This is a genomic window from Saccharothrix sp. BKS2 (assembly GCF_047689505.1).
GTDB classification, from domain to species: Bacteria; Actinomycetota; Actinomycetes; order Mycobacteriales; family Pseudonocardiaceae; genus Actinosynnema; species Actinosynnema lopnurensis.
The window spans coordinates 444,589-467,742 of record NZ_JAUQOL010000001.1; the positions used below are offsets into that span (position 1 = coordinate 444,589).

20 protein-coding genes are annotated in these 23,154 nt (G+C 74.6%); 7 read left to right on the top strand and 13 right to left on the bottom strand.

Going from position 1 to position 23,154, the window contains the following annotated elements; genetic code table 11:
* Positions 1–58: 58 nt before the first annotated feature.
* Positions 59–1,297, top strand: a complete 1,239-nt coding sequence (locus Q5530_RS01490) for a hypothetical protein (RefSeq protein WP_415360159.1) — start codon at positions 59–61, stop codon at positions 1,295–1,297.
* Positions 1,210–1,560: a tetratricopeptide repeat protein gene (locus Q5530_RS01495; protein WP_415360445.1), complete on the top strand. Its 351-nt coding sequence runs from the start codon at positions 1,210–1,212 to the stop codon at positions 1,558–1,560. Before Q5530_RS01490 ends, Q5530_RS01495 begins: the two co-directional genes overlap by 88 nt.
* Before the next feature lies 1 nt (position 1,561).
* Here the strand turns inward: Q5530_RS01495 and mshC are convergent, their stop codons facing one another.
* The 3 genes from mshC to Q5530_RS01510 all read right to left on the bottom strand — a co-directional run bounded on the left by mshC (position 1,562) and on the right by Q5530_RS01510 (position 6,367).
* Positions 1,562–2,800 carry a cysteine--1-D-myo-inosityl 2-amino-2-deoxy-alpha-D-glucopyranoside ligase gene (gene mshC, locus Q5530_RS01500; protein ID WP_415360161.1) on the bottom strand — a complete coding sequence of 413 codons (1,239 nt, stop codon included), beginning with the start codon at positions 2,798–2,800 and terminating at the stop codon, positions 1,562–1,564.
* A gap of 233 nt (positions 2,801–3,033) precedes the next feature.
* Positions 3,034–4,968: a vWA domain-containing protein gene (locus Q5530_RS01505; protein WP_415360162.1), complete on the bottom strand. Its 1,935-nt coding sequence runs from the start codon at positions 4,966–4,968 to the stop codon at positions 3,034–3,036.
* Positions 4,969–4,981: 13 nt separating this feature from the next.
* Positions 4,982–6,367 (bottom strand): sigma 54-interacting transcriptional regulator, encoded by a 1,386-nt coding sequence (locus Q5530_RS01510; RefSeq protein ID WP_415360163.1) that lies wholly within the window; start codon positions 6,365–6,367, stop codon positions 4,982–4,984.
* Between the two features lie 206 nt (positions 6,368–6,573).
* Here Q5530_RS01510 and Q5530_RS01515 point away from each other — a divergent pair, with 206 nt between their 5' ends.
* Positions 6,574–7,566: a hypothetical protein gene (locus Q5530_RS01515; protein WP_415360164.1), complete on the top strand. Its 993-nt coding sequence runs from the start codon at positions 6,574–6,576 to the stop codon at positions 7,564–7,566.
* A 172-nt stretch (positions 7,567–7,738) separates the two neighbouring features.
* Here the strand turns inward: Q5530_RS01515 and Q5530_RS01520 are convergent, their stop codons facing one another.
* From Q5530_RS01520 to fabG, 8 genes are all read right to left on the bottom strand, one after another.
* On the bottom strand, positions 7,739–8,236 hold the full coding sequence (locus Q5530_RS01520) for a hypothetical protein (protein ID WP_415360165.1): 498 nt from the start codon (positions 8,234–8,236) through the stop codon (positions 7,739–7,741).
* Between the two features lie 103 nt (positions 8,237–8,339).
* Positions 8,340–9,185, bottom strand: a complete 846-nt coding sequence (locus Q5530_RS01525; RefSeq protein ID WP_415360166.1) for an aminoglycoside phosphotransferase family protein — start codon at positions 9,183–9,185, stop codon at positions 8,340–8,342.
* Positions 9,186–9,309: 124 nt separating this feature from the next.
* On the bottom strand, positions 9,310–11,121 hold the full coding sequence (locus tag Q5530_RS01530; RefSeq protein WP_415360167.1) for a glycoside hydrolase family 6 protein: 1,812 nt from the start codon (positions 11,119–11,121) through the stop codon (positions 9,310–9,312).
* A 430-nt stretch (positions 11,122–11,551) separates the two neighbouring features.
* Complete coding sequence (locus Q5530_RS01535; RefSeq protein WP_415360169.1) at positions 11,552–12,349, bottom strand: hypothetical protein; 798 nt, start codon at positions 12,347–12,349, stop codon at positions 11,552–11,554.
* A gap of 32 nt (positions 12,350–12,381) precedes the next feature.
* Positions 12,382–12,855 carry a YcxB family protein gene (locus Q5530_RS01540; RefSeq protein ID WP_415360170.1) on the bottom strand — a complete coding sequence of 158 codons (474 nt, stop codon included), beginning with the start codon at positions 12,853–12,855 and terminating at the stop codon, positions 12,382–12,384.
* Positions 12,852–13,871: a ferrochelatase gene (locus Q5530_RS01545; RefSeq protein ID WP_415360171.1), complete on the bottom strand. Its 1,020-nt coding sequence runs from the start codon at positions 13,869–13,871 to the stop codon at positions 12,852–12,854. Before Q5530_RS01545 ends, Q5530_RS01540 begins: the two co-directional genes overlap by 4 nt.
* An 85-nt stretch (positions 13,872–13,956) precedes the next feature.
* Positions 13,957–14,724: an enoyl-ACP reductase FabI gene (gene fabI / locus Q5530_RS01550; RefSeq protein ID WP_380633705.1), complete on the bottom strand. Its 768-nt coding sequence runs from the start codon at positions 14,722–14,724 to the stop codon at positions 13,957–13,959.
* Positions 14,725–14,781: 57 nt separating this feature from the next.
* On the bottom strand, positions 14,782–15,486 hold the full coding sequence (gene fabG / locus Q5530_RS01555) for a 3-oxoacyl-[acyl-carrier-protein] reductase (RefSeq protein ID WP_415360172.1): 705 nt from the start codon (positions 15,484–15,486) through the stop codon (positions 14,782–14,784).
* A 94-nt stretch (positions 15,487–15,580) separates the two neighbouring features.
* Between fabG and Q5530_RS01560 the strand changes: the two genes are divergently transcribed.
* Together Q5530_RS01560 and Q5530_RS01565 are read left to right on the top strand one after the other, a co-directional pair.
* On the top strand, positions 15,581–18,220 hold the full coding sequence (locus tag Q5530_RS01560; RefSeq protein WP_415360174.1) for an FAD-binding and (Fe-S)-binding domain-containing protein: 2,640 nt from the start codon (positions 15,581–15,583) through the stop codon (positions 18,218–18,220).
* 112 nt (positions 18,221–18,332) lie between these two features.
* Positions 18,333–19,898, top strand: coding sequence for an alanine/glycine:cation symporter family protein (locus Q5530_RS01565; protein WP_415360175.1), 1,566 nt, complete (start codon positions 18,333–18,335; stop codon positions 19,896–19,898).
* A gap of 34 nt (positions 19,899–19,932) precedes the next feature.
* Here Q5530_RS01565 and cutA read toward each other — a convergent pair whose 3' ends face one another.
* Both cutA and Q5530_RS01575 read right to left on the bottom strand, forming a co-directional pair.
* Complete coding sequence (cutA, locus tag Q5530_RS01570; RefSeq protein WP_415360177.1) at positions 19,933–20,259, bottom strand: divalent-cation tolerance protein CutA; 327 nt, start codon at positions 20,257–20,259, stop codon at positions 19,933–19,935.
* Between the two features lie 9 nt (positions 20,260–20,268).
* Positions 20,269–21,750 carry an amidase gene (locus tag Q5530_RS01575; protein ID WP_415360178.1) on the bottom strand — a complete coding sequence of 494 codons (1,482 nt, stop codon included), beginning with the start codon at positions 21,748–21,750 and terminating at the stop codon, positions 20,269–20,271.
* A 156-nt stretch (positions 21,751–21,906) separates the two neighbouring features.
* Between Q5530_RS01575 and Q5530_RS01580 the strand changes: the two genes are divergently transcribed.
* Together Q5530_RS01580 and Q5530_RS01585 are read left to right on the top strand one after the other, a co-directional pair.
* Positions 21,907–22,824: a hypothetical protein gene (locus Q5530_RS01580; RefSeq protein WP_415360179.1), complete on the top strand. Its 918-nt coding sequence runs from the start codon at positions 21,907–21,909 to the stop codon at positions 22,822–22,824.
* Positions 22,821–23,129, top strand: coding sequence for a transcriptional regulator (locus Q5530_RS01585; RefSeq protein ID WP_415360181.1), 309 nt, complete (start codon positions 22,821–22,823; stop codon positions 23,127–23,129). The genes Q5530_RS01580 and Q5530_RS01585 overlap by 4 nt, the downstream gene beginning before the upstream one ends.
* Positions 23,130–23,154 lie beyond the last annotated feature (25 nt).

The window sequence follows — 23,154 nt, forward strand, 5'->3', positions numbered from 1 at the left end:
CGATCCGCCGGCACCACCCCTCGGGCCAGGATGTGGCCCGAGGGGTGGTGCCGGTGGAGTGGGACTTCTTCGTCTCGTACACGAGCGCCGCACGCTCCTGGTCCTGCGCGTCGAGGACTGCGAGCGACCCGGGCTGCCGGGTTCGGTCGTGTCCGAGGACCTGTTCGGCCTGACCGAGCCGGCTGCCCGGCAGCGGCTGCGGCAGGTCGTCGCCGGCGCGCTGACGGGTCGGGCCGAGCCGACCGCTCCCCCGGGCTTCCCCGGCGCGACACCCCGCTTCCCCGGCGCGCTGCCGGACGTGTGGCACGTCCCGCCGCGCAACCCGAACTTCACCGGCCGCGCCGAACAGCTCGACGCCCTGCACCGCTCGACCGGCACCGTCGCGGTCCGTTCGGTGCGCGGCATGGGCGGCGTCGGCAAGTCGCACCTGGTCGTCGAGTACGCCCACCGGCACGCGAGCGGGTTCGACGTGGTGTGGTGGATCCCGGCCGAGCAGCCCGCCGTGGTGCCCGACCACTTCGCCGCCCTGGCCGCCGCGCTGGGGTTGGACGGCGACCCGGTGCCCGCCGTGCACGCCGCGCTGCGGCGGTCACCGCGCTGGTTGGTGATCTTCGACAACGCCGAGGACCCCGACGCGCTGCGGCCGCACCTCCCGCAGGGGCCGGGCCGGGTGCTGATCACCACCCGGCGGGCGGGGTTCGACGCGCTCGGCGAGGTGCTCGACCTGAACACCATGGACCGCGCGGACAGCCTCGCGCTCGTGCGGCGGCGGGTTCCCTGGGTGACCGACGAGGAGGCGACCACCCTCGCCGACCTGCTGAGCGACCTGCCCCTGGCGATCGAGCAGGCGTCCGCGTACATCAGGGCCACCGGCATCCCCGCCGGGTCCTACGCGGACCTGCTGCGGACCCGCACCACCGAGATGATCGCGCAGGGCCGCGTGGCCGGCCGGGACGACACCCTGGCGTCGTTGTGGGACCTGTCCCTGACCGCGCCGGCCGACGGGCGGCCCGCCGCGCGGCGGCTGCTGGACCTGCTGGCCCGCCGGACGCCGAGCCGGCCCGCTGGGCGCGGTGGCGCGCGCTGCTGCCCCACGTGCCGGCCGTGGTCGAGGACGTCCCGGCCGGAACCGAGGCGGTGGCCGCGGAGCTCTCCGACCGCGCCGCGCGGTACCTCGTCGTCCAGGGCCGGGGGCCGCTCGCCGAAGCCCTGGCACGACGCGCCCTCGGCTGGGTGGAGGGGGTCCACGGACCCGACAGCCCCGAAGCGATCGCCGGCCTGCACGGCGTGGCGGTGACGCTGCACCTCCAGGAGGACTACGAGGGTGCCCGGCGGGTGGTCGAACGCGCGCTCGCCATCAGCGAGGAGCGCCTCGGACCGGATCACCCCGCGACGGTCACCGCGCTCGGCGGCCTGGCCCACGTGCTCCACCACCGCGGCCGGACCGCCGAGGCGGTGGAGCCGGCGGAGCGGGTGGTGGGCATCGTGGAGAGGTACTTCGAACCCGACCACCCGCGCCTCGTGTGGTACCGGGAGGCGTTGGCGCGGATGCGCGCCTGACCTACAGCTCCACCCCGAGCAGCGAGTCCACCGCCGCCCGGAACAGCGTCGGCCCGGTGGCGTCCGACCCGCCGACCGACAGCGCCTCGTCGGCCCACGCGTCCACCGCCGCCAGCGCCCTCGGCGTGTCCAGGTCGTCGCCCAGGTGGTCGCGCAGCCGGGCCGCGGTCGGCGCCGCGCCCGGACCCGTCGGCAGCGCCGCCGCCCGCCGCCAGCGCGCCAGGCGCTCCTCGGCGGCCGACAGCAGCCCGTCGGTCCACGGCCGGTCGTCGCGGTAGTGGCCGGACAGCAGGGCCAGGCGCACCGCGTTGGAGTCCACCCGCTCGGCCCGCAGCTTGGACACGAAGACCAGGTTGCCGCGCGACTTGGACATCTTCTCGCCGTCCAGGCCGATCATGCCCGCGTGCACGTAGTGCCGCGCGAACGGGTGCGCCCCGGTCAGCGACTCGGCGTGCGCGGCGCTGAACTCGTGGTGCGGGAAGATCAGGTCCGAGCCGCCGCCCTGGACGTCGAACGAGGCGCCCAGCCGGTTGAGCGCGATGGCGCTGCACTCGATGTGCCACCCCGGCCGCCCCTCGCCCAGCTCCGAGGACCACGACGGCTCGCCCTCCCGGGCCGCGCGCCACAGCAGCGCGTCCAGCGGGTGGCGCTTGCCCGGCCGGTCGGGATCGCCGCCGCGCTCGGCGAACAGGCGGGCCATCGTCTCGGCGTCGTAGTTCGACTCGTAGCCGAACCGGCCGGTCGCGCCGTGGTCGAAGTACACGTCCGGGTGCTCGGGGTCCTCCACCTGGTAGGCGGCGCCCGAGGCCAGGAGCTTGCCGATCGCCTCGACGATCTCCGGGATCGCCTCGACCGCGCCGACGTACTCGCGCGGCGGCAGGACCCGCAGCGCCTCCATGTCCTCCCGGAACAGCGCGGTCTCCCGCATGGCCAGGACCACCCAGTCGTCCTGGTCGCGCGCCGCCCGCTCCAGCAGCGGGTCGTCGACGTCGGTGACGTTCTGCACGTAGTGCACGTCGTGCCCGTTGTCCAGCCACACCCGGTGGACCAGGTCGAACGCCAGGTAGGTCGCCGCGTGCCCGAGGTGGGTGGCGTCGTAGGGGGTGATGCCGCAGACGTACAGCCCGGCGGTGGCGCCGGGCGCGGTCGGGCGCACCTCGCCGGTGGCGGTGTCGAACAGCCGCAGCGGGCGCGGCTCGCCCGCTACCCGCGGGACGGGGGTGGATGACCAGGTCTGCATGTCACCGACCCTAGCTCGCGTCCGCCGGGGCGCCGGCGCGTCCGCTCCTCGGGACGGTGACCGACCGGTGACCGCGCGTCGCCGGGGCGGGTCGCCCGCCCCGGCGGGACGGGGAACACGCGTGCCGTCCCCCGTCGGCGGGACGGGGAGGCGGCGTGACCGGGATCATCCGGCCCCGCCGCCCTGCCACGCCACCGACCCGGTCCGCGACCCGGGCGGCCGTAATCCGCCCGTCAGCGCCGCTTGCGCGACCGCAGGTAGTCGCTCACCACCGCCGCGCCCAGCCCGTCCTCGTCCGGGACCACCACGCGACCGCCGGAGCGGCGGGCCAGGGTGTCCACGAACGCGGTCAGCCGGGGGTCGTCGCCGAGGCGGAACACCGTGATCGACGCGCCCAGCCGGGCCAGGCCGTCCACCTCGACCAGCGTCTTGCCCAGGGTCCGCTCCAGCGGCGGGTAGTGGAACTCGGCCTCGCCGGTCGGCTCCAGGTGCGCGGTCGGCTCGCCGTCGGTCACCACCAGCACCACCGGCTGCGCGTCGGGGTGCCGCCGCACGTGCCGGCCCGCCAGCAGCAGCGCGTGGTGCAGGTTGGTGCCCTGCTCCCACACGCCCTCCAGCGCGGTCAGCTCCCCGATGTCCACGGTCTCGGCGTGCCGGCCGAACGTGATCAGCTCCAGCGCGTCGGTGCGGAACCGGGTGCGCACCAGGTGGTGCAGGGCCAGGGCGGTGCGCTTCATCGGCACCCACCGCCCGTCCTGCACCATCGACCAGGACGTGTCCACGCACAGCGCCACCGCCGCCCGCGACCGCTGCTCGGTCTCGCTGACCTCGACGTCCGCCACGTCCAGGGCCAGCGGGCCGCCCGCCGACCTCAGCACCGCGTTGGTGATCGTGCGCGGCACGTGCCAGGGTTCGGTGTCGCCGAACCGCCACGGCCGGGTCGAGCCGATCAGCTCCCCGGCCGCGCCGGCGGACGAGCTGTCCCGCTGCCCCTGCGCCCGCACGCCGTCGACCACGCCGCGCAGCGCGGTCTCGCCCAGTTGCCGCAGCGCCTTCGGGGTCAGCCGCAGGGAGCCGTCGGGGGCTCGTTCGAGCAGGTTCTGGGACCGCAGCTCGCGCTCCAGCTCGGCCAGCCGCCGGGCGTCCACACCCGCCTCCGGGCCGAGCCGGCGGACCAGCGCGTCGGCGTCGATGTCCTCCAGCCGGGCACCGGGGTAGGACTGGGCCAGCTGCTCGGCCAGCTCGTCCATCTCCGCCAGGTCGGCCATCGCCCGCGCGCCCTCGCCCAGGCCCAGGGGGTTGTCGCCGCGGAACCGCGCCGAGCCGCCCCAGTCCTCCCCGGGCCGCAGGCCGCGCAGCAGCGAGTCCAGCTGCGACAGCTGCGCGCCCACGGCGGAGTCGCCGAACGCCTGCTGGGACAGCTGCGCCAGCTCCCGGCGCTGCTGCTCGCTCATCGAGTTCATCATCCGCTGGGCGGCGGCCGACCGGGCGGCCAGCGCGTCGACCAGCTCGTCCACCGTGCGCGGGTCCTCCGGGAAGAACTCGCCGTGCTCGCGCATGAACCGGTCGAACGACTCCCGGGTGTCCTCGCCCCGCGCGTGCGCGGCCAGCAGGGCGTTGAGGTCGGCGAGCATGTCCCGGATCCGCTCGACGTCCCGCGCCCCGACGTTCTCCACGGCCTGCTTGACGCCCTGGAACCGCTGCTCCATCAGCTCGCGGCCGAGCAGGTCCCGGATGCGCTCGTAGGACTCGCGGGCCTCGGGCGAGCGCCAGTCGTACTCGGCCAGCTCGCCCACGGCCGCCGCGGTGGACCGGGGCAGCGCGTCGAGCCGGGCCTCGCGGAACCTCGCGTCGTCGTCCGGGTCGGGGAACAGCGCCGCCCGTTCGGCCGTCAGCGCCTCGTCGAGCAGGCGCCGGACCTCCTGGAGCGTGCCGTCCAGCCGGTGGCGGCGGGTCAGCGCGGCGCGCTTGCGCCACAGCCGGGCGGTCAGGTCGTCCAGGCCGCGCGCGCCCGGCAGGCCGCGGCGCAGCAGCTCGCGCAGCGCCGACTCCGGCGAGGAGCCCTCCATGACCTCCCGGCCCAGCTCGTCCACCGCCGCGCGCAGGTCGACCGGCGGGGCCAGCGGGTCGGGCCCGTCGACGTAGCGGCCGTACCGGTAGGTGCTCATCGGGTCACCGCTCTCATCCGTACACCGTGCGGTCGTCGTCGCCGTCCTTGGACAGCTGGCGGGTGAGGTAGAGCGACTCCAGCGCCAGCTCGACGCCCGAGGCGATGCGGCCGGCCGGGTCCTTGGGGCCCGCGCCGACCCGCGCGGCCACCTCGTGCAGCACGGGCAGCTCGGGCAGCGCGGCCAGCAGGTCGCCCGCCGGCACGCGCTCGCCGGTGGCCACCGGGTGGCCGTCGGAGACCAGCGCGGCCAGCGGCCGCAGGTCCAGGCCCGCGAACGTGGCACGGGCCGTGTCCGCCACGGACCGGCGCAGCAGGTGGGTCAGCACCTCGTGCTCGCGGCCCTCCTCGCCGGCCTCGAACTCCAGCTTGCCGCGCAGCACGGCGGGCACCGCCTCCAGGTCGACCGGCCGGGCGATGGGCGGGTTCTCCCCGGTCAGGGCGCTGCGCCGGAGCGCGCCCGCCGCGATCGTCTCCGCCGCCGCCACCGCGAACCGGGCCGAGACGCCCGAGCGCTGGTCGATCGAGGACGACTCGCGCAGGTGCCGCACGAACCGGGCGATGACCTGGAGCAGGTGGTCCCCGACCTCCGCGACCAGGTCGGCCTCCTGGCGGACCAGGTCGACCTCGGCGGCGATCTCCAGCGGGTAGTGGGTGCGGATCTCCGCGCCGAACCGGTCCTTGAGCGGGGTGATGATCCGGCCGCGGTTGGTGTAGTCCTCGGGGTTGGCGGTGGCCACCAGCAGCACGTCCAGGGGGAGCCGCAGCGTGTAGCCGCGGATCTGGATGTCGCGCTCCTCCATCACGTTGAGCAGCGCCACCTGGATGCGCTCGGCCAGGTCGGGCAGCTCGTTGACCGCGATGACGCCGCGGTGGGAGCGGGGCAGCAGGCCGTAGTGGATGGTCTCGGGATCGCCGAGGCTGCGGCCCTGGGCGACCTTGACGGGGTCGACGTCGCCGACGAGGTCGCCGACGCTGGTGTCCGGGGTGGCGAGCTTCTCGGCGAAGCGCTCGTCGCGGTGCTTCCAGGCCACGGGCAGGTCGTCGCCCAGCTCGGCGGCGCGGCGGCGGGACCCCGGGGTGATGGGCGCGAGCGGGTGCTCGTTCAGCTCGGCGCCCTCGATGACCGGGGTCCACTCGTCGAGCAGGCCGACGAGGGTGCGCAGCAGGCGGGTCTTGCCCTGGCCGCGCTCGCCCAGCAGGACCACGTCGTGGCCCGCGAGGAGGGCGCGCTCCAGCTGGGGCAGCACGGTGCGGTCGAACCCCACGATGCCGGGCCACGGGTCGCGGCCCTCGCGCAGGGCGGCCAGCAGGTTGTCCCGGATCTCGGCCTTCACCCCGCGCGGCAGGTGGCCTGCCGCCCGGAGTGCGCCGGCGGTGGTGGGAAGGTCAGGGGTCACCCCACGAAGCTACGTGCACCCGGGCGATCGGTCGACATGGAGCAACTCCACCCGCGGCGGGCGCGGGCGGGCCCCGCCGGTGGTTCTGCTCTCGACGAACAAGCGTGCTCAGGGGCGTTCGGCCGAAGTTCCGGACCCGGGTTTGTCGTACCCCGCACCTACCATCGGGAGCAGGCCCACGAGGCCGACGAAGTGCGAGGTTGCCCATGACTGCGCATGCCCTCTACCAGCCCGAGGACCGGGTGCTGGACCTGTCGAGCCTGTCCGACGCCGACCACGCCCTGATCCGGTCCCTGGCCGGCCGGGTCGACCCGGGCGACCGGGTCCTGATCTGCCTGGAGCCAGACGACGCCGAGCGGGACGAGCTGCACGTCGAGTTCCGGCACGGGCGGTACTACGCGGTGCACCTGGAGGGTGGCGAGCACCTCGTCGCCCTGGAGAGCGACGAGCACAAGCGGCAGAAGGAGTACTGGCACCGCGCCGCCCAGGACGCCGGGTACCGGTCGGACACCGGGATCGGCACGGGCACCGGCACGGTGCTGGACGTGGCCATCCACGGCCCGGTCCGGACCGGCGTCGAGCTGCGGCGCGCCGACGTCACCGCGCGGGCGGCGGCGCTGAACACGAGCGGGGCGCACCGCGCGGGCTGGCTGCCGCTGTGGTTCTCCGACTCCGACCGGACCCCGAAGTGGTTCCACCGCATCCCGTCGGTCGGCTGCAACCGCATCTCGTGGGACGACCTGCCGCCCCGGCGCGCCGCGACCGCGACCGGCCTGCGCCTGGTGCACGCCGCCCGCTGCACGACCGAGAACTTCCCCCGCTGCTTCGACCGCAGGCGCCGCCCGTGCGGCGGGTACCACCCCCTGCTGAGGCCGTGGCGGGGCGTCACGGTCGACGACGTGGCCGAGATGGTGCCGGCCGGCGAGGCGGTGCCGCTCCAGACGCCCGAGCGGTGGATCTACGTGGTGCCGCGCTTCGGCCTGGCCCACTACCAGCAGCTGACCGACGGCCTGGGCGCCTACCTGCCCGACACCGCGCCGGGCGCGCCGACCGGTGCGGGTGCGGGTGCCGGTGCCGGTGGCCGGGCCGGTTCGCGGGCCTGGCCGGTGTGCCGGCGGTGCGGCAAGGACATGTTCCTGGTCAGGCCGGGTCGGGAGCTGTGCGAGAACTGCCGGCCGATGATGCGGGAGCCGATGTAGGGCCGGCGCGGTGCGCGGCGGCCCGGCGCGGGTGGCCGGCACCGGGTGGCCCGGCCCGGCTCGCCCGGTGCGGGTGGCGCGGTGCGGGTGGCGCGGTGCGGGTGGCGCGGTGCGAGTGGCGCGGTGCGAGTGGCCCGGCTCGCCCGGCGCGGTGCCCGACCCCACCGGCCCCTCAGGGGTTGCCCGCGAGCACGGCGATCCAGAACTGGTCGCCGCGGCCGCTGTCGCAGGCGGTCAGCTCGACCCGGGCGAAGGGGCGCACCCCCGTCAGGCACTGGCCCGGGTGACCGGTGTTCTCCAGCGCGAAGGACGTGGCGGAGTCGTCCAGCAGGCGGTGCTCGGTCCAGACCTGGTTCGGCGCGCCCTCGCACACCCCCACCATGCGCACGTCCTGCGGCGCGACGGCCGTCAGGCAGCCGGAGACCGCCATGCTCACCACGGCGACGCGCGTGCCGGGTGCCATGTGGTAGATCCGCCACTGCCGGCTCGGCCCGCCGGTCCCGGGGCGCAGCGACACGACGCCCGCCTCGGTCGTGGAGAGCTTCAGGCCGTGCCTGCCCGCGCTCTCGATGTGCACCACCGGGTCGTACGCGACCCGCGCGGGCTCCGCGGCCCGCGCGGTCGGGGCGAGGAGGACCAGGGCGGCCAGGACGAGCAGGAGTCGGCGCATGGGATCCATTGACGCACCAACGGACGTTCACGCACGGGCGGTTGTCCTGCGCTCAGTGGTGAATTCCCGGTCACGCGTGGTCACCACCGGGGCCGGCGAGGCGCTAGGCCGCCAGGGTGAGCAGTTCGTCCAGCGCCGGCCGGTCGTCGAGGCGCGACAGCGCGATGACCGGCGCCAGGGTCCGGCACCACCCCAGCAGGCGGTCGGGGTCCAGGCCGCACGCGCCGGCCAGCCGCGCCGACCGGTCCGCCACGCCCTCGCGCCCGGCGGCGTCCAGCGCGAGGTCGACCACGTCGAAGCACGGGTCGCCCACGCACGGCCTCGGGTCGATCGCCACCAGGCCGCGCGGGCCCACCAGCGCGTTGCCGGCGTGCAGGTCGCCGTGCAGCAGGACGCGCGGGCCGCCGGCCAGCAGGGCGCCGCAGCGCCCCTGGGCCCGCTCCCACATCCCCGGGGTGACGGGCGTGGACGCGGTCACCCGGCGGCCGATCCGGGCGAAGAACTCGGCGCAGCGGTCCGCGAGGTCGAGCGCGCCCGGCGGCGGGGCGACGGCGTGCAGGGGCCCGACCAGGTCCGCCCACGCCGGCGCGGTGGGCGGCTCGGGCAGGTCGGCCACCTCGGTACCGGGCCGCACCGCCGCCATCAGCACCGCGCCCGCCTCCTCGGCGAGCACCGCCGGCACCCGCCCGGACGGCCCGAACAGCCGCAGCACCGCCGCCTGCCGGGCCAGGAACGGCTCGTCGGGGCTCAGCTTGAGCACCACCGGCTCGCCACCGGCCAGGAACCGCGCGACGACGGACGACGCGCCCTGGGACAGGGGCCCGCCGGCGGGGGCCAGGTCCCACCGGCGCGCCAGGTCGGCCACGCGGTCCGGCACCGCCGCCGCCCACCCGGTCACCTCCGGTCCGAAGCGGAGGGACAGGCGCGCGGTGATCTCCTCGACGTCCACGGGCACGACGCTAGGCGGACGGGCAAGCGGAATACGCCCGCGGGCGGTGTCCGGAGAGGACACCGCCCGCGGGTCGTTCAGCGATCTTCAGCCGTGATCTTCAGTCGTGCACCGGGACCTCAGGTCACAGCGCGGGGTACGCGTTGCGCATGAGCTCCTGGAACTGGGCCGAGAACCAGTGGCCCGACACCGGGGCGTCCGCCAGGGCGCCCGAGGGGTTGTTGCCGTTGCGCGGGTTGCCACCGTAGGTGGGGTCGCACATGCGGTCGAAGCCCTTGCCCTCGTCGTTCGGGATCGCCTTGCTCGAACCGTCGGACTCACCCGGCGGCTTGATCCAGACGTAGGCGTCGATGTTCGGCTTCGGCGCGGCCTTCGGGCGCTCGCCGAGACCGGCACCGGCCTGGTTGCACCAGTTGCCCTTCTGGGCGCGCCGGTCGATGCGCGACTGGTTGACGTAGTCGTCCGCGTTGGTCGCGGTCGACTTGCCGGTGGGCCGGTTGGCGCCGCCCCAGCCGTTGCGCGAGGTGTCGATCAGCATGCCGATGCCGCTGTCGAAGCCCTGCTTGACGAGCTCGGCGCGCATCGCCGTGGCGAAGCCCAGCTCACCGTTGAAGTCGTTCCAGTCGACCCACTTGGCGTTCTCCTTCACCGGGCGGCCGCCGACGAGGTCGTCGACCGTCCAGTACGGCTCCTCCAGCGCGGAGTAGTTCGCCGTGTTGGTGATGAAGCCGTGGACCTTGTCCTTGGTGGCGCCGTTCTTGCCCAGCACCGACGCGAACATCTTCGCCGAGGCGTAGAAGTTGTCGTACTCGGCGACCGTGTCACCCCACCCGATCCAGCCGTGGTGGCCGGAGTCGATGTAGTTGTAGACGTTGCCGACGGCGCCGAGCTTGCCGATGGCGTAGGACACGCCCTCCTGGTAGTTGCCGTTGGCCTTCATCACGTCGCAGTTGGGCGTGGCCGTCGCGCGCGGCGTGACGTTGGTGACCAGGTTCGGCAGCGAGTCGATCTCGATGACCGACACGATGCGCAGCTTGGCGTACTTCGGGTCCGCCACGATCGCCGCGATCTTGTCGATGTAGTCGGTCTTGTACTTGCCGATCTCGTCGGCCTTCAGCTCACCGTTCGACGCCAGCGCGGCGCAGTCGCGGCCGGGCAGGTTGTAGACGACGAACTGGAAGACCAGCTGACCGTCCGAGCGGGCGGCGCGCTGCTTCTCCGCCTCGTCCAGGTGGTCCGCCAGACCCATCGAGCCGGTCGTGGGCGAGTCGTTGCCCTCGATGGCGCTGATCCGGTCGAGCCACACACCGGTCGGCTGGTTCGCGATGCGCGAGCCACCCGTCTCGGCGGCCGCCCGGCTGGACCACTGCGGGTTGACGTACACGCCGGCACCCACGTACGGGTTGTCCACGCGGGCGCCCGGGTTCGGGTTCTGCCCACTCGTGGTCGTCGTGGTGGTCGTCGTCGTGGTGGTCGTGGTGGTCGTCGTGGTGGTGCCGACCGAACCCGTGCACACCGTCCCGTTGAGGCGGAACTGCGTGGGCGCCGGGTTCGAGCCGTTCCACGACCCGTTGAAGCCGGGGGTGACCGTCTGGCCGGTGCCGAGGGTCGGGCTCCACGACGAGTTCCGGACCGTCACCTTGGTCCCGGACTGCGAGAACTGGCCGTTCCAACCCTGCTGGACCGTCTGGCCGGCGGCGAAGTCCCACTCGAGGGTCCACCCGCCGGAGATCGCGTCCCCGAGGTTGGTGACCGTGACGCTGGCGCCGAATCCGCCGGGCCACTGGTTCGTGATCGAATACGCCGCCCGGCAACCGGGCGCCGCGTTGGCGGTGGCGGTGCTCGCCACCACCCCGGCCGCGGACAGGGCCGCCACCGAGGTAACCGCCAACGCGCCCGCAACCTTGCGGGAGCGTACGAACGTGCGCAGACTCATGCATCGCCTCCTTGCGAGCAAATCGCCATCTGGGAGCGCTCCCAGCGCATCCGCCACCCCCGGGATTCGACGCGAGACCGGGGGGACTACTGACTGGGAGCGCTCCCAGACGAACGGTAACGCATGACATGTCCTGTTGACGAGGGGTTGACCTGGAGATAATCCGGCTCTATACCCGTACGCGTAGCCTGCGCGAAGCCCGTGACCAGCGGTTTTCCCGGATGCATCGGCTATGCAACTTCCTTGCGCAAGAGCTTCGCCGGCCCTTTCGGGAGCAAACGGTCCCCTCGACTTCACCTGTTCGGCCGAATGCACCGGGCGTTCCGGGAGCCGGCGGAACAAAACATTTCGTGCACATCCGTGAACTGGACCGCTTCAGAAATGCGGCGCCCGAAAAAGGATCTTGTCGAACATTCGACGACCGCGCCGACTAATGGCGGCCGGCGCCCTGGTCCGAAAGCACCCGGACCGCCTCGTCCACGGCCGCGAGCCGGGCCCGCCGCACCGCGTCGCCCAAGGGCCGCAGCGCCTCGTCCCGCGCCCGCGTCGCGGTCGCCGACACCGCGCCGCCCGGCGCGTCCGAGGCGGCCACCGCCAGGATCGCGGCGACCTCGGCGGCGCGCTGGAGCACGCGCAGGGACCTCGGCGGCGTGCCCGTGGGCCAGGACAGCCCCTGCTGCTCGGCGGCCAGCGCGGCGATCTCGGCACGCGCGTTGGGCCGGTGCCGGGCCACGTCCAGGGTCACCAGCGCGGTGGCCGCCTCGCGCATCGCGGACGCCAGCCCGTGCTCGGCCTCCCCGATCGGCACGTGCTCGAACACGGCCGGGACGGGCAGGTCGAACACCGTCCACCGCAGCACGCCGTCGGCCACCAGCCGGGGCACCAGGCCCACGCCGACCTCGGGCAGCACCGCGGCCTGGCCGGCCCGCAGCGCGCACTTGCCCAGCGGCCCGTGCCCGCCCAGCCCGCGCACGTCGCCCGGCACCGGCAGCACCAGCCGCGCGGTGGTCGTGGCGGCGCGGCGCAGCGACGCCAGCAGCAGCGCGGGGCCCACCGGGGCCTCCTCGGGACCCGGCAGGTCGAGCGCGGTCGCGGTGCCGTCGTCGTCGGCGACCACCTCGTGGAGCCCGGCCCAGGCGCCCAGGGCGTCCAGCACGTCGTCCGCCGCGGCGGCGCCGTGCAGCCAGGCTGACGTCCAGACGACCAACGTCGCACTCGCAGTAGACACGCTGGACGAGGGTACGCGGAGAGCGCGCCGGATCAGGCCGCCGGGCCCACGTGCGCCACCAGCAGGGAGCGGAACCTCGCCACCGCGTCGTCATCGGCGAACGCGCGGTGCGGCACGGCGTAGACCGCGGCCGTCCCGGTCCGCAGCACGAAGCCCCGCGCGGTCTCCGCCCAGCCGGGCAGCTCGGCCCAGCGCAGCTCGCTGCGCGCCGCCTCGCCGACCGACATCCGCAGCGAGTGGTCGTCCGCGGTGCCGGTCACCGCCTTGGCCGCGAGCGGGTGGTTGTGGAAGTTCACCGCGGCCCCCACCGGCACCAGCCCGCCGATCACCACGGCCAGGACCAGCCCGAACACGCCCGCCCACGTCATGCCCAGCACCAGCACGACCACGCCCAGCACGCCGAGCGCCGCGGCGAACCACGGCGCCAGGCGGTAGAGCGGCACGGAGGTCCGCAGGGCGTCGCTCCAGTCGGCCGGCCGGGGCGACCAGCCGAAGTCGACCGTCACCGCCGGGGCCGCTTCGCGGGCTCGCAGCACAGCGGGGCGCACGGGGCGCCGTCGACCGTGCAGCCGGCCGCCGGGAAGTCCGACAGCTTGCGCGCGGGCGCGCCCGCCAGGTGCTCGGCCACCAGCTCCGCCACCAGCTCCGCGAAGCGCGGGTCCTCGTTCGGGGTCGCCGCGCGGGCGAAGCCCAGGCCCAGCTCGGCCGCGCGGTCGCGGGCCTCGGTGTCGAGGTCCCACACGACCTCCAGGTGGTCGCTGACGAACCCGATCGGGCACACCACCACGTTGGCCACGCCCTCGGCGCTCAGCGCCTCGACGTGGTCGACGACGTCGGGCTCCAGCCACGGGACCTCCGGCGGCCCGGAGCGGGACTGCCACACCACGTCGTACCCGGTCACCCCGACCGCCTCGGCGACCAGCCGGGACGCCTCCGCCACCTGGCGGGAGTAGCGGTGCCCGCCCTCCTCCGGCGGCCCGGCGGCCCGGTCCGCCGACACCGGCACCGAGTGGGCGGTGAACACCAGGCGGTAGTCGTCGCCGAAGCCGGCCGCGGCGGCGCGCACCGAGTCCGCGAAGGACGCCACGAACAGCGGGTGGTCGAAGAACTGGCGGATCTTGACCAGCTCGGGCGCGTCCTCGACGGCGGCGCGGGCCCGCAGGATGTCCTCGTCGTACTGGCGGCACGCGGAGTAGCCGCCGTAGGCGCTGGTCGGGAAGACCAGCGCGCGCCGGACGCCGGCGGCCTTCATCTCGGCCAGGGTGTCCTCGACCATCGGGTGCCAGTTGCGGTTGCCGAAGTACACCGGCAGGTCCACCAGCGCGCGCACGCGCCCGATGGCCGAGCGGTTGAGCGCGTTGATCGGCGACACGCCGCCGAAGTGCTGGTAGTGCTGCTCGACCTCGTCCAACCGCTCGGGTGGGACGCCGCGGCCGCGGGTCACGTTCTCCAGGAAGGGGCGGACGTCCCCGGGTCCTTCCGGTCCGCCGAAGGACAGCCAGAGCAGCGCGTCGTAACTCACCGGGACATCCTCGCGCCGACCCCCCGCGGCCGCACGACCGGGTCGGCGTGAGCATCAGCACGCCGACCCGGCCGGGTGAACCGCCTTACAGGCCCAGGAAGTGCACGCCGCCGTCGACGAACACCATGGAGCCGGTGGTGGCCGGGAACCAGTCGGACAGCAGGCCGCACACCGACTTCGCGACCGGGGTGGGGTCGTTCACGTCCCAGCCGAGCGGGGCCTTCTCGGCCCACATGGACTCCAGGTCGGCGAAACCGGGGATCGACTTCGCGGCCATGGTCCTCACCGGGCCGGCCGAGACCAGGTTGACCCTGATGCCCCGCGGGCCGAGGTCGCGCGCGAGGTAGCGGTTGATCGACTCGAACGCCGCCTTGGCCGCGCCCATCCAGTTGTAGGCGGGCCACGCCTGGCGGGCGTCGAAGTCGAGGCCGACGATCGACGAGCCGCGGTCCAGCAGCGGCAGGGTGGCCTGCGCCAGGGCCTTGTACGAGTACGCCGAGACGTGCATGGCGGTCGCCACGTCCTCCCACGGCGCGTCCATGAAGGGCGCGCCCAGGCACGACGGCGGGGCGTAGCCGATGGCGTGCACCACGCCGTCGAGGCCGTCCACGTGCTCGCGGACCCGGTCGGCCAGGGAGTCGAGGTGCCCCTGGTCCTGCACGTCCAGCTCGACCACCGGCGCGGCCTCCGGCAGGCGCTTGGCGATCCGCTCCACGAGGCTCATCCGGCCGAAGCCGGTGAGCACGACCTGGGCGCCCTGCTCCTGGGCGGCCCTGGCCACGTGGAAGGCGATCGACGCGTCCGTGATCACCCCGGTGACCAGCAGCCGCTTGCCTTCGAGCAGTCCCGTCACGGGTTGTTCCTCCGAAAAAGAGTGTTGTGCTGGGGGAAGACTGGGGGCGCCGGGCGCTCAGTGGCCCATGCCGAGACCGCCGTCGACCGGCAGCACCGCGCCGGTGATGTAGGCGGCGGCGTCGGAGGCGAGGAAGGTGACGGCGGCCGCGATCTCCTCGGTCGTGCCGTACCGGCCCGCGGGCACCTGGGCCAGGATCTGCTGCTTGCGGTCGTCGGGCAGGGCGTCGGTCATGTCCGTGGTGATGAACCCGGGCGCGACGACGTTCGCGGTGATGTTGCGGGAGCCCAGCTCGCGGGCGATCGAGCGGGCCACGCCGACCATGCCCGCCTTGCTGGCCGCGTAGTTGACCTGGCCCGCGCCGCCCATCTGGCCGACCACCGAGGAGATGAACACGATCCGGCCGTAGCGCTTGCGCAGCATCCCCCTGGACGCGCGCTTGGCCACCCGGAACGCGCCGGTGAGGTTGGCGTCGAGCACGCGGGTGAACTGCTCGTCGCTCATCCGCAGCAGCAGGGTGTCGTCGGTGATGCCGGCGTTGGCCACGACCACCTCGACCGGCCCGTGCGCGGCCTCCACCTCGGCGAACGCGGCGTCCACCTCGTCGGCGGAGGTCACGTCGCACTTGACGCCGAGCAGGCCCTCGGGCGCGCCGGAGCCGCGGTGGGTCACCGCGACCTTGTCGCCCTGGGCGGCGAACGCCCTGGCGATCGCCAGGCCGATGCCCCGGTTGCCGCCGGTGACCAGTACGGACCTCGACACGCTTGCTCCCATCGCTGCTGGTTGATGCGCCGCGAGGCTATCTGCTGGCCGGGGGTGCGCCACCACCGGCCAGCGGTGGATCACAATTCGCCCCGTGACCGGTTTCGTCGAACGCCTGCGGGCCGAGGTGGACGGCGACGTGCTCGCCGACGCCGCGAGCCGCGCGCTGTACTCCACCGACGCCTCGAACTACCGCCACGTGCCGCTGGTCGTGGTGCGCCCCCGCTCGGTGGACGCGGCGGTGGCGGCGGTGGGCGTGGCGGCCGAGCACGGCGTGCCGGTCACCAACCGGGGCGCGGGCACCTCGGTGGCGGGCAACGCCGCGGGCGAGGGCCTGGTGCTCGACTTCTCCCGCCACCTCGACCGGGTGATCTCGGTCGACCCGGTCGAGCGGCTGGCCGTGGTGCAGCCGGGGGTGGTGCTGGACCGCCTCGACGACGCCGTCCGGCCGCACGGCCTGGTGTTCGGCCCCGACCCGTCGACGCGCTCGCGCTGCACGCTCGGCGGCATGATCGGCAACGACGCGTGCGGCGCGCACTCGGTGGCCTGGGGCAAGACCAGCGACAACGTGCGGGCGCTCGACGTGCTGCTGGCCGACGGGCGGCGGTTCGACACCCGCACCCCACCGCCGCTGGACCTGCCCGAGGTGGACCCGACCTGGTTCCCGGCGCTGGACCGGCGCGTGTCGGGCTACCGGCTCGACGCGCTGCCGGACCTGACCAGGGCGCTGGTCGGCACGGAGGGCACCTGCGCGACCGTGCTGGGCGCGGTGGTGGAGCTGGTCCGGGCGCCGGAGCGGCGGGTGCTGGCGGTGCTCGGGTTCGACGGCCCGTACGACGCCGCCGACCTCGCGCCGGGCCTGCGCGAGCTGGACGTGCTGACCGTCGAGGGCCTGGACGCGGCGCTGGCGCGGGCGGCCGGGGAGGCGCGGCGGCTGCTGCCGCGCGGGCGGAGCTGGCTGTTCGTGGAGACCGCCGACGAGGCGGTGGCGCACCGGGCCGCCGCGCTCGCGCCGCACTCGGCGGTGGTGACCGACCCGGCGCGGCAGCGCGCGCTGTGGCGGGTGCGGGAGGACGGCGCCGGGCTGGCCACCCGGATGGCCGACGGCGGCGAGGCGTGGTCGGGCTGGGAGGACGCGGCCGTGCCGCCCGAGCGGCTGGGCGCCTACCTGCGGGACTTCGACGCGCTGCTGGGCCGGCACGGCAGGCGGGGCGTCACCTACGGCCACTACGGCGAGGGCTGCCTGCACGTGCGGATCGACTTCGACCTGGCGCGCGGGCACCGGTCGTTCCTGGAGGACGCGGCCGACCTGGTGGTGGCGCACGGCGGGTCGCTGTCCGGCGAGCACGGCGACGGGCAGGCCCGGTCGGAGCTGCTGCCCCGGATGTACCCGCCGGCGGCCATCGAGGCGTTCCGGCGGTTCAAGGCGGCCTTCGACCCGCGCGGGCTGATGAACCCCGGTCGGATCGTCGACCCGGCCCGGCTGGACGACGACCTGCGCGTGGTGGTCGCGCCCCCGGTCATCCCGACCCGCGCGGAGCTGGCGCTGCGCGCCGACGGCGGCGACCTGGCGGCGGCGTCGCGGCGGTGCGTGGGCGTGGGCAAGTGCCTGAACACGCGCGGCGGGGTGATGTGCCCGAGCTACCGGGTGACGCGGGAGGAGAAGCACTCCACCCGCGGCCGGGCGCGGCTGCTGTTCGAGCTGCTGGGCGGGCAGGTGGTGCGCGACGGGTGGCGGTCGGCGGAGGTGCGCGACGCGCTGGACCTGTGCCTGGGGTGCAAGGGGTGCAAGCGGGACTGCCCGGTGGACGTGGACGTGGCCGCCTACAAGGCGGAGTTCCTGCACCACCACTACCGGCGGCGGGTGCGGCCCGCGGCGCACTACTCGATGGGCTGGCTGCCGCTGTGGCTGCGGCTGGGCCTGGTGAACCGGGTCTCCGCCCGGTTCGCCCGGTTCGGCGGGGTCGCCCCGGAACGGCCGCTGCCCGTGCCGGTGCGCTCGTTCCAGTCGCGGTTCACCCCCTCGGGGGACGGCGAGCGGGTGCTGCTGTTCCCGGACACGTTCACCAACCACTTCGAACCGGGCGTCGGCTTCGACGCGGCGGCCGTGCTGCGGCACACCGGCCACGCGGTGGAGGCGCCCCGCCCGGCCGTCTGCTGCGGGCTGACCTGGTTCTCCACCGGCCAGCTGGGCGTGGCGCGGCGGGTGCTGCGGCGGACCGCGCGGGTGCTGCGGCCGTGGACGCGGGCGGGCGTGCCGGTGGTCGGGCTGGAGCCGAGCTGCACGGCGTTCCTGCGCGTGGACGCGCTGGAGCTGGCGGGCGACGACCCGGACGTGGCGCGGCTGGCCGGGTCGGTCCGGACGTTCGCCGAGCACGTCGCGCCGCTGCTGGAGCGGCAGCCGGTGGCGGGTCGGGCGGTGGTGCAGCCGCACTGCCACCAGTACGCCGAGGTGGGGCTGGACGCGGACCGGGAGCTGCTGGACCGGGCGGGGGTGGAGGCGTCGGTGCTGGAGGGCTGCTGCGGCCTGGCGGGCAACTTCGGCTTCGAGCGCGGCCACCACGACGTGTCGATGGCGGTGGGCGGGTTGACGCTGTTCCCGGCGGTGCGGTCGGCGGACCCGGGCACGCCGGTGGTGGCGGACGGCTTCAGCTGCCGCACCCAGGTGCGGCACGGGACCGACGCGGAGCCCGTGCACACGGCCACCCTGCTGCGGCGGCGGTTGGGTCTCTAGCGGCGGCGCCCCCGGGAGGCCGGGCGGCGCACCACTCCGGTTCGGTCACGAACCTAAAGAAATGCTCAAGTGACCTTTGCACGGGCGGGACGATGCGGTCCACTCCCCGGCCATGACCACGAGTCCACCTCTGTCCCCGCCGTCGACGGTGCTCGCCGCCGAGGGCGGCGCGCTCTCCTCCGTCGAGGAGGCCGTCAACACCGTCTTCACCCCCGTCTCCGAGGCCGTGTCGGGGTTCATCTTCGCCGAGGTCACCGTCTTCGGCGTGACCTTCCCCTGGATCGTCGGCTGGCTGGTGGTGGCCGCCGCGATCTTCACCGCCTACTTCGGCGTGATCCAGCTGCGCGGCTTCGCCACGGCCCTGCGGATCGTGCGCGGCAAGCACAGCAGCCCGGACGACCCCGGCGAGATCACCCACTTCCAGGCGCTCAGCTCCGCCGTCTCGGGCACCGTCGGCCTGGGCAACATCGCCGGTGTCGGCGTGGCGGTCACCATCGGCGGCGCGGGCGCCACCTTCTGGATGATCCTGGCCGGCCTGCTGGGCATGTGCACCAAGTTCGTGGAGTGCACCCTGGGCGTGAAGTACCGGGACGTGCACCCGGACGGGACGGTCTCCGGCGGGCCGATGCACTACCTGCGCAAGGGCCTGGCCGAGCGGTTCCCCGGCGGGGTCGGCCGGGGCGTGGGCCGGGTGCTCGCGTTCGGCGCGGCCGTCATGATCCTGTTCTTCGGGATCGCGGGCGGCAACATGTTCCAGGCCAACCAGACCTTCGCCCAGCTGCGCGACGTCACCGGCGGCGACGACGGCCTGCTCGGCAGCGACGGCGCGGCGCTGGTGTTCGGCATCGTCCTGGCCCTGGTGGTCGGCGCGGTGATCATCGGCGGCATCAAGTCCATCGGCCGGGTCACCAGCAAGCTGGTGCCCACGATGGCGATCGTCTACGTCCTCGGGTGCCTCGCGGTGATCCTGGTCAACATCACGTCGCTCCCGATGGCGATCGGGCAGATCGTCACGGGCGCGTTCAACGCCGACAGCGTCGCGGGAGGGGCTGTCGGCGCCCTGATCGTCGGCTTCCAGCGGGCCGCCTTCTCCAACGAGGCCGGCCTGGGCTCGGCGTCCATCGCGCACTCGGCGGTCAAGACCCGCCGCCCGGTCACCGAGGGGTACGTGGCGCTGCTGGAGCCGTTCATCGACACCGTGGTGATCTGCACGATGACCGCGCTGACCATCGTGGTCGCCCAGACCCAGTTCTGGAAGGACGCGCAGGCCACCGTGTTCGCCGGTGGGCCCCGGCCGGACGGCGTGACCGTCACCTCGGAGTCCTTCGCCACCGTGCTGCCGTGGTTCCCGTACGTGCTGACGATCGCCGTCGTGCTGTTCGCGGTGTCCACGATCATCACGTGGAGCTACTACGGCGAGAAGGCGTGGACCTACCTGTTCGGCAAGAGCCGGGGCAGCGAGATGGCCTACCGGATCGTGTTCTGCCTGTTCACCGTGGTCGGCTCGGTGCTGACGCTGGGCAGCGTGCTGGACTTCGCCGACGCGGTGCTGTTCGCGCTGGCGCTGTTCAACATCATCGGCCTGTACCTGCTGGCCCCGGTGGTGAAGCGCGAGCTGAAGGAGTTCCAGGCGTACCTGAGGAGCAGGCGCGAGGGCGTCGAGGTCGACGCGCCCTGACCGGTCGGGTGGCGGTCCGCGGGGGCGCGGGCCGTCACCCCTCCCGGGTCTGCTCGGTGATCCAGGCCAGGTAGTCGGTGTTGCCGCCGAGCACCGGCAGCGCCACCACCTCGGGCACGTCGTAGTCGTGGCGGGTCTTGATGAACTCGGTCAGCTCGTCGACCCGGTCGTAGGCGGTCTTGATCCACAGCTGCCACTCCCGGTCCTCCTGGAGCGCGCCGTCCCACCGGTAGACGCTCCGGACCGGACCGCCGACCTGGGCGCACGCGGCCAGGCGCGCCTCCACCACCGCCCGCGCCAGGGCGTCGGCCGCCTCGGCGCTGCCGGCGGTGGTCAGGACCACCACGTGGTTGTCGTCCACCCCCGCAGCCTAGTCGGGGCGCCCCGGCCACGGCGCCGCGAGTTCGAGCTGCCGGGCGAGCCGCAGCAGCAGCTCCTCGCCGCGCAGCCGGGCGAGGAACTGCACGCCCAGGGGCAGCCCGTCGGGGGTGCGGTGCAGCGGCAGGCTGATCGCCGGGCGGCCGGTGACGTTGGCCAGCTGCGTGTACGGCACCCACCGCAGGTTGCGCTCGACGACCTGGTCCACCATGCCGACGTGCCGGAGCACGCCGGTCGCCCGGGTGCGCAGCAGGCCCGCGGCCAGCGCCCGCAGCGGGGCCGGCGTGGCCAGGGAGCCGACCCGGATCGGGGGTTCGCCCAGGGTGGGGGTCAGCAGCAGGTCGTAGCGCTCGTGGAAGGCCGCCACGGCGCCGATGTGGTCGCGGCGGCGTTCCTGGGCCGCCTGGAGCTCCACCGCGCCGAGGGCACGGCCGAGCGCGGCCATGAGCAGGGTGTCCTGCTCGAAGCCGCCGTCGCCGGCGCCGGTCAGCCGCTTGATCCGGGCCACCTCGATCGCCTGGTGCACGAACCAGACGACCAGGAAGTCCCGGCCCAGCTGCCGGTCGTCGTGGGGCGGGTCCACCTCCTCGACGTGGTGCCCCAGCCCGGTGAGCAGCCCGGCGGCGTGCTCGACCGCGCGGACGGCCTCGGGGTGGGGGTGCTCGCGCAGGGCGCAGCGGGTGGTGAAGCCGATGCGCAGCGGTCCCGGCGCCTCGTCGAGGCGGTCGAGGAACGAGCGGTCCGGCGCGTACGGCGCGTACGGCGCGTACGGGCTCACCGCCTCGGGCCCGGCGAGCACGTCGAGCATGGCCGCGGTGTCGCGGACGGTGCGGGAGACGACGCCGTGGGTGGCCAGGCCGTTGAGCGGTTCGCTCTCCGCCGGCCCGTGCGGCACCAGCCCCCGGCCGGGCTTGAGCCCGACCAGCCCGGTGCACGCCGCCGGGATGCGGATGGACCCGCCGCCGTCGCTCGCCGCGGCCACCGGGACGATCCCCGCGGCGACGGCCGCCGCCGCCCCGCCGGACGAGCCGCCCGGGGTGCGGTCCGGGTCCCACGGGTTGCGCGCCGGGCCGAACAGCTCCGGCTCGGTGACGCCCTTGGAGCCGAACTCCGGGGTGTTCGTCTTCCCGAAGACGACCACGCCGGCGTCGAGCCAGCGCCGCACCACGGTGCTCGTGCGCGTGGCCACCCGCCCGGCGAGGGCGCGGTTCCCGTCGGAGGTCGGGGTGCCCGCCAGGTCCTGGTGGAGGTCCTTGAGCAGGAACGGGACGCCGGCGAAGGGACCGGTCAACTCCTGGGCGGCGCGCTCGTCGGCGTGGTCGTCGAGCCAGGTGCAGATGGCGTTGACCCGCGGGTTCACCGCCCGCGCCCGGCTCCGGGCGGCCGCGAGCAGCTCCGCGGCGGTCACCTCGCCCGCGGCGACCAGCCCGCCCAGCGCCAGCCCGTCGTGCTCCAGGTAGTCGCGCTCGTCCAACCGTCGTCTCCTCGTCGGGGGGCCGCGTGGTCCGGACATGGTCACCCGCCGGGCGGCGGGCGTCGATCCCGGGGTGGCTTGACCCGGACCGCCCGTCGCGCCAGACTGGTTTGCAATACAAACCTGATTGCCGAACACACCGATCATGGGGGTCCGATGACGGCGCCGAACACCGCGGGACTGCTGGACGAGCTGGACCGGCTCCGGCGGCGGACCAGGATCGCCAGGCGCGGGCACTGGCTGCCGCTGACCGCGATCGGCCTGCTGACGCTGGGGGCGATCCCGTTCTACCGACCGTTCGACGACTCCTGCACGCCCGACGCGTCGGGCTGCGCGCTCCCCGACCGCGGCACCTCGTTCACCGTGCCCGGCCTGGGCCGGGTCGACCCGCTCGGCGTCTTCAACGCGGGCAACATCTTCCCCCTGGCCAACCCGCTCGCGCTCGGCGTCTACTGGGTGCTGGCGCTGCTGGCCGGGCTCGTGCTCACGGTGTGGTGGTACCGCCGGCGCGCGGTGAGCGCCGGACTGGAGACCTCGACCGGCGCCTACGTCAAGGTCACCGTGGGCGGCCTGGCGGTCGTGCTCGGCATCGCCCTGGCCGGCGGGTTGCTGCCGGACCTGCGCGGGTTCCGCGTCACCGACTCCGGCACCGAGGAGAGCGTGCTCAAGGCGGCGCTGTTCCTGGCGGTGCCGGTGACCCTGGCGATCCTGTCCGAGCGGGACCTCGCCCGCACCCGCGGGTTCCGGGCGGTGGTGGTCGTCGGCTTCCTGGTGACCTCGGTGCTCGGCGCGACGGTGGTGAACAAGACGGGCGGGCTGATGCTGTTCGCCGCCGGGCTGCTCGTGCTGGCGTGGCTGGAGCGCAGCCGGTGGTGCGCGCTGGTCGCCCTCGGCTACACCGGGTTCACGCTGCTGGCCAACGCCTCGACCATGGGCACGCTGTTCTACGCCCTGGCCTGGCGGCCGGACGGCAGGCTGGACGTGCTGTTCTCCGCGAAGGACGTCCTGCTCCCCGGCTGCGTCGCGCTCGTCGGCGGACTGGTCGCGCTGGCGCTCAGTAGGCTGCGCCGGTGAGCGAACACCCCACCGCCGCACTGGACGACGTGGTGCACCAGCGCCACCGGCTGGGCATCCTCACCATCGCCAGCGAGGCCAAGCGGGTGGAGTTCGGGTACCTCAGGACCACCCTGGAGCTGACCGCGGGCAACCTGTCCCGGCACATCAGCGTGCTGGAGGAGGCCGGGCTGCTGGAGGTGGAGAAGGGGTACGAGGGCAAGCGCCCGCGCACGTGGGTGGCCATCACCGCCGCCGGGCGCGGGGCACTGGCCCGCGAGATGGCCGCCCTGCGCGCGCTGCTGGCCCGCCACGACGAGCGCTGAGGAGCGCGGGGCCGCGCGAGCCGGA

Bases quoted from the DNA above. Each gene is read 5' to 3' on its own strand.
- Q5530_RS01565 (WP_415360175.1), top strand. From the start codon at position 18,333: ATGACCACGAGTCCACCTCTGTCCCCGCCGTCGACGGTGCTCGCCGCC.
- mshC (WP_415360161.1), bottom strand. From the start codon at position 2,800: ATGCAGACCTGGTCATCCACCCCCGTCCCGCGGGTAGCGGGCGAGCCG.
- Q5530_RS01520 (WP_415360165.1), bottom strand. From the start codon at position 8,236: ATGCGCCGACTCCTGCTCGTCCTGGCCGCCCTGGTCCTCCTCGCCCCG.
- Q5530_RS01580 (WP_415360179.1), top strand. From the start codon at position 21,907: ATGACGGCGCCGAACACCGCGGGACTGCTGGACGAGCTGGACCGGCTC.
- Q5530_RS01530 (WP_415360167.1), bottom strand. From the start codon at position 11,121: ATGAGTCTGCGCACGTTCGTACGCTCCCGCAAGGTTGCGGGCGCGTTG.
- Q5530_RS01515 (WP_415360164.1), top strand. From the start codon at position 6,574: ATGACTGCGCATGCCCTCTACCAGCCCGAGGACCGGGTGCTGGACCTG.
- Q5530_RS01505 (WP_415360162.1), bottom strand. From the start codon at position 4,968: ATGAGCACCTACCGGTACGGCCGCTACGTCGACGGGCCCGACCCGCTG.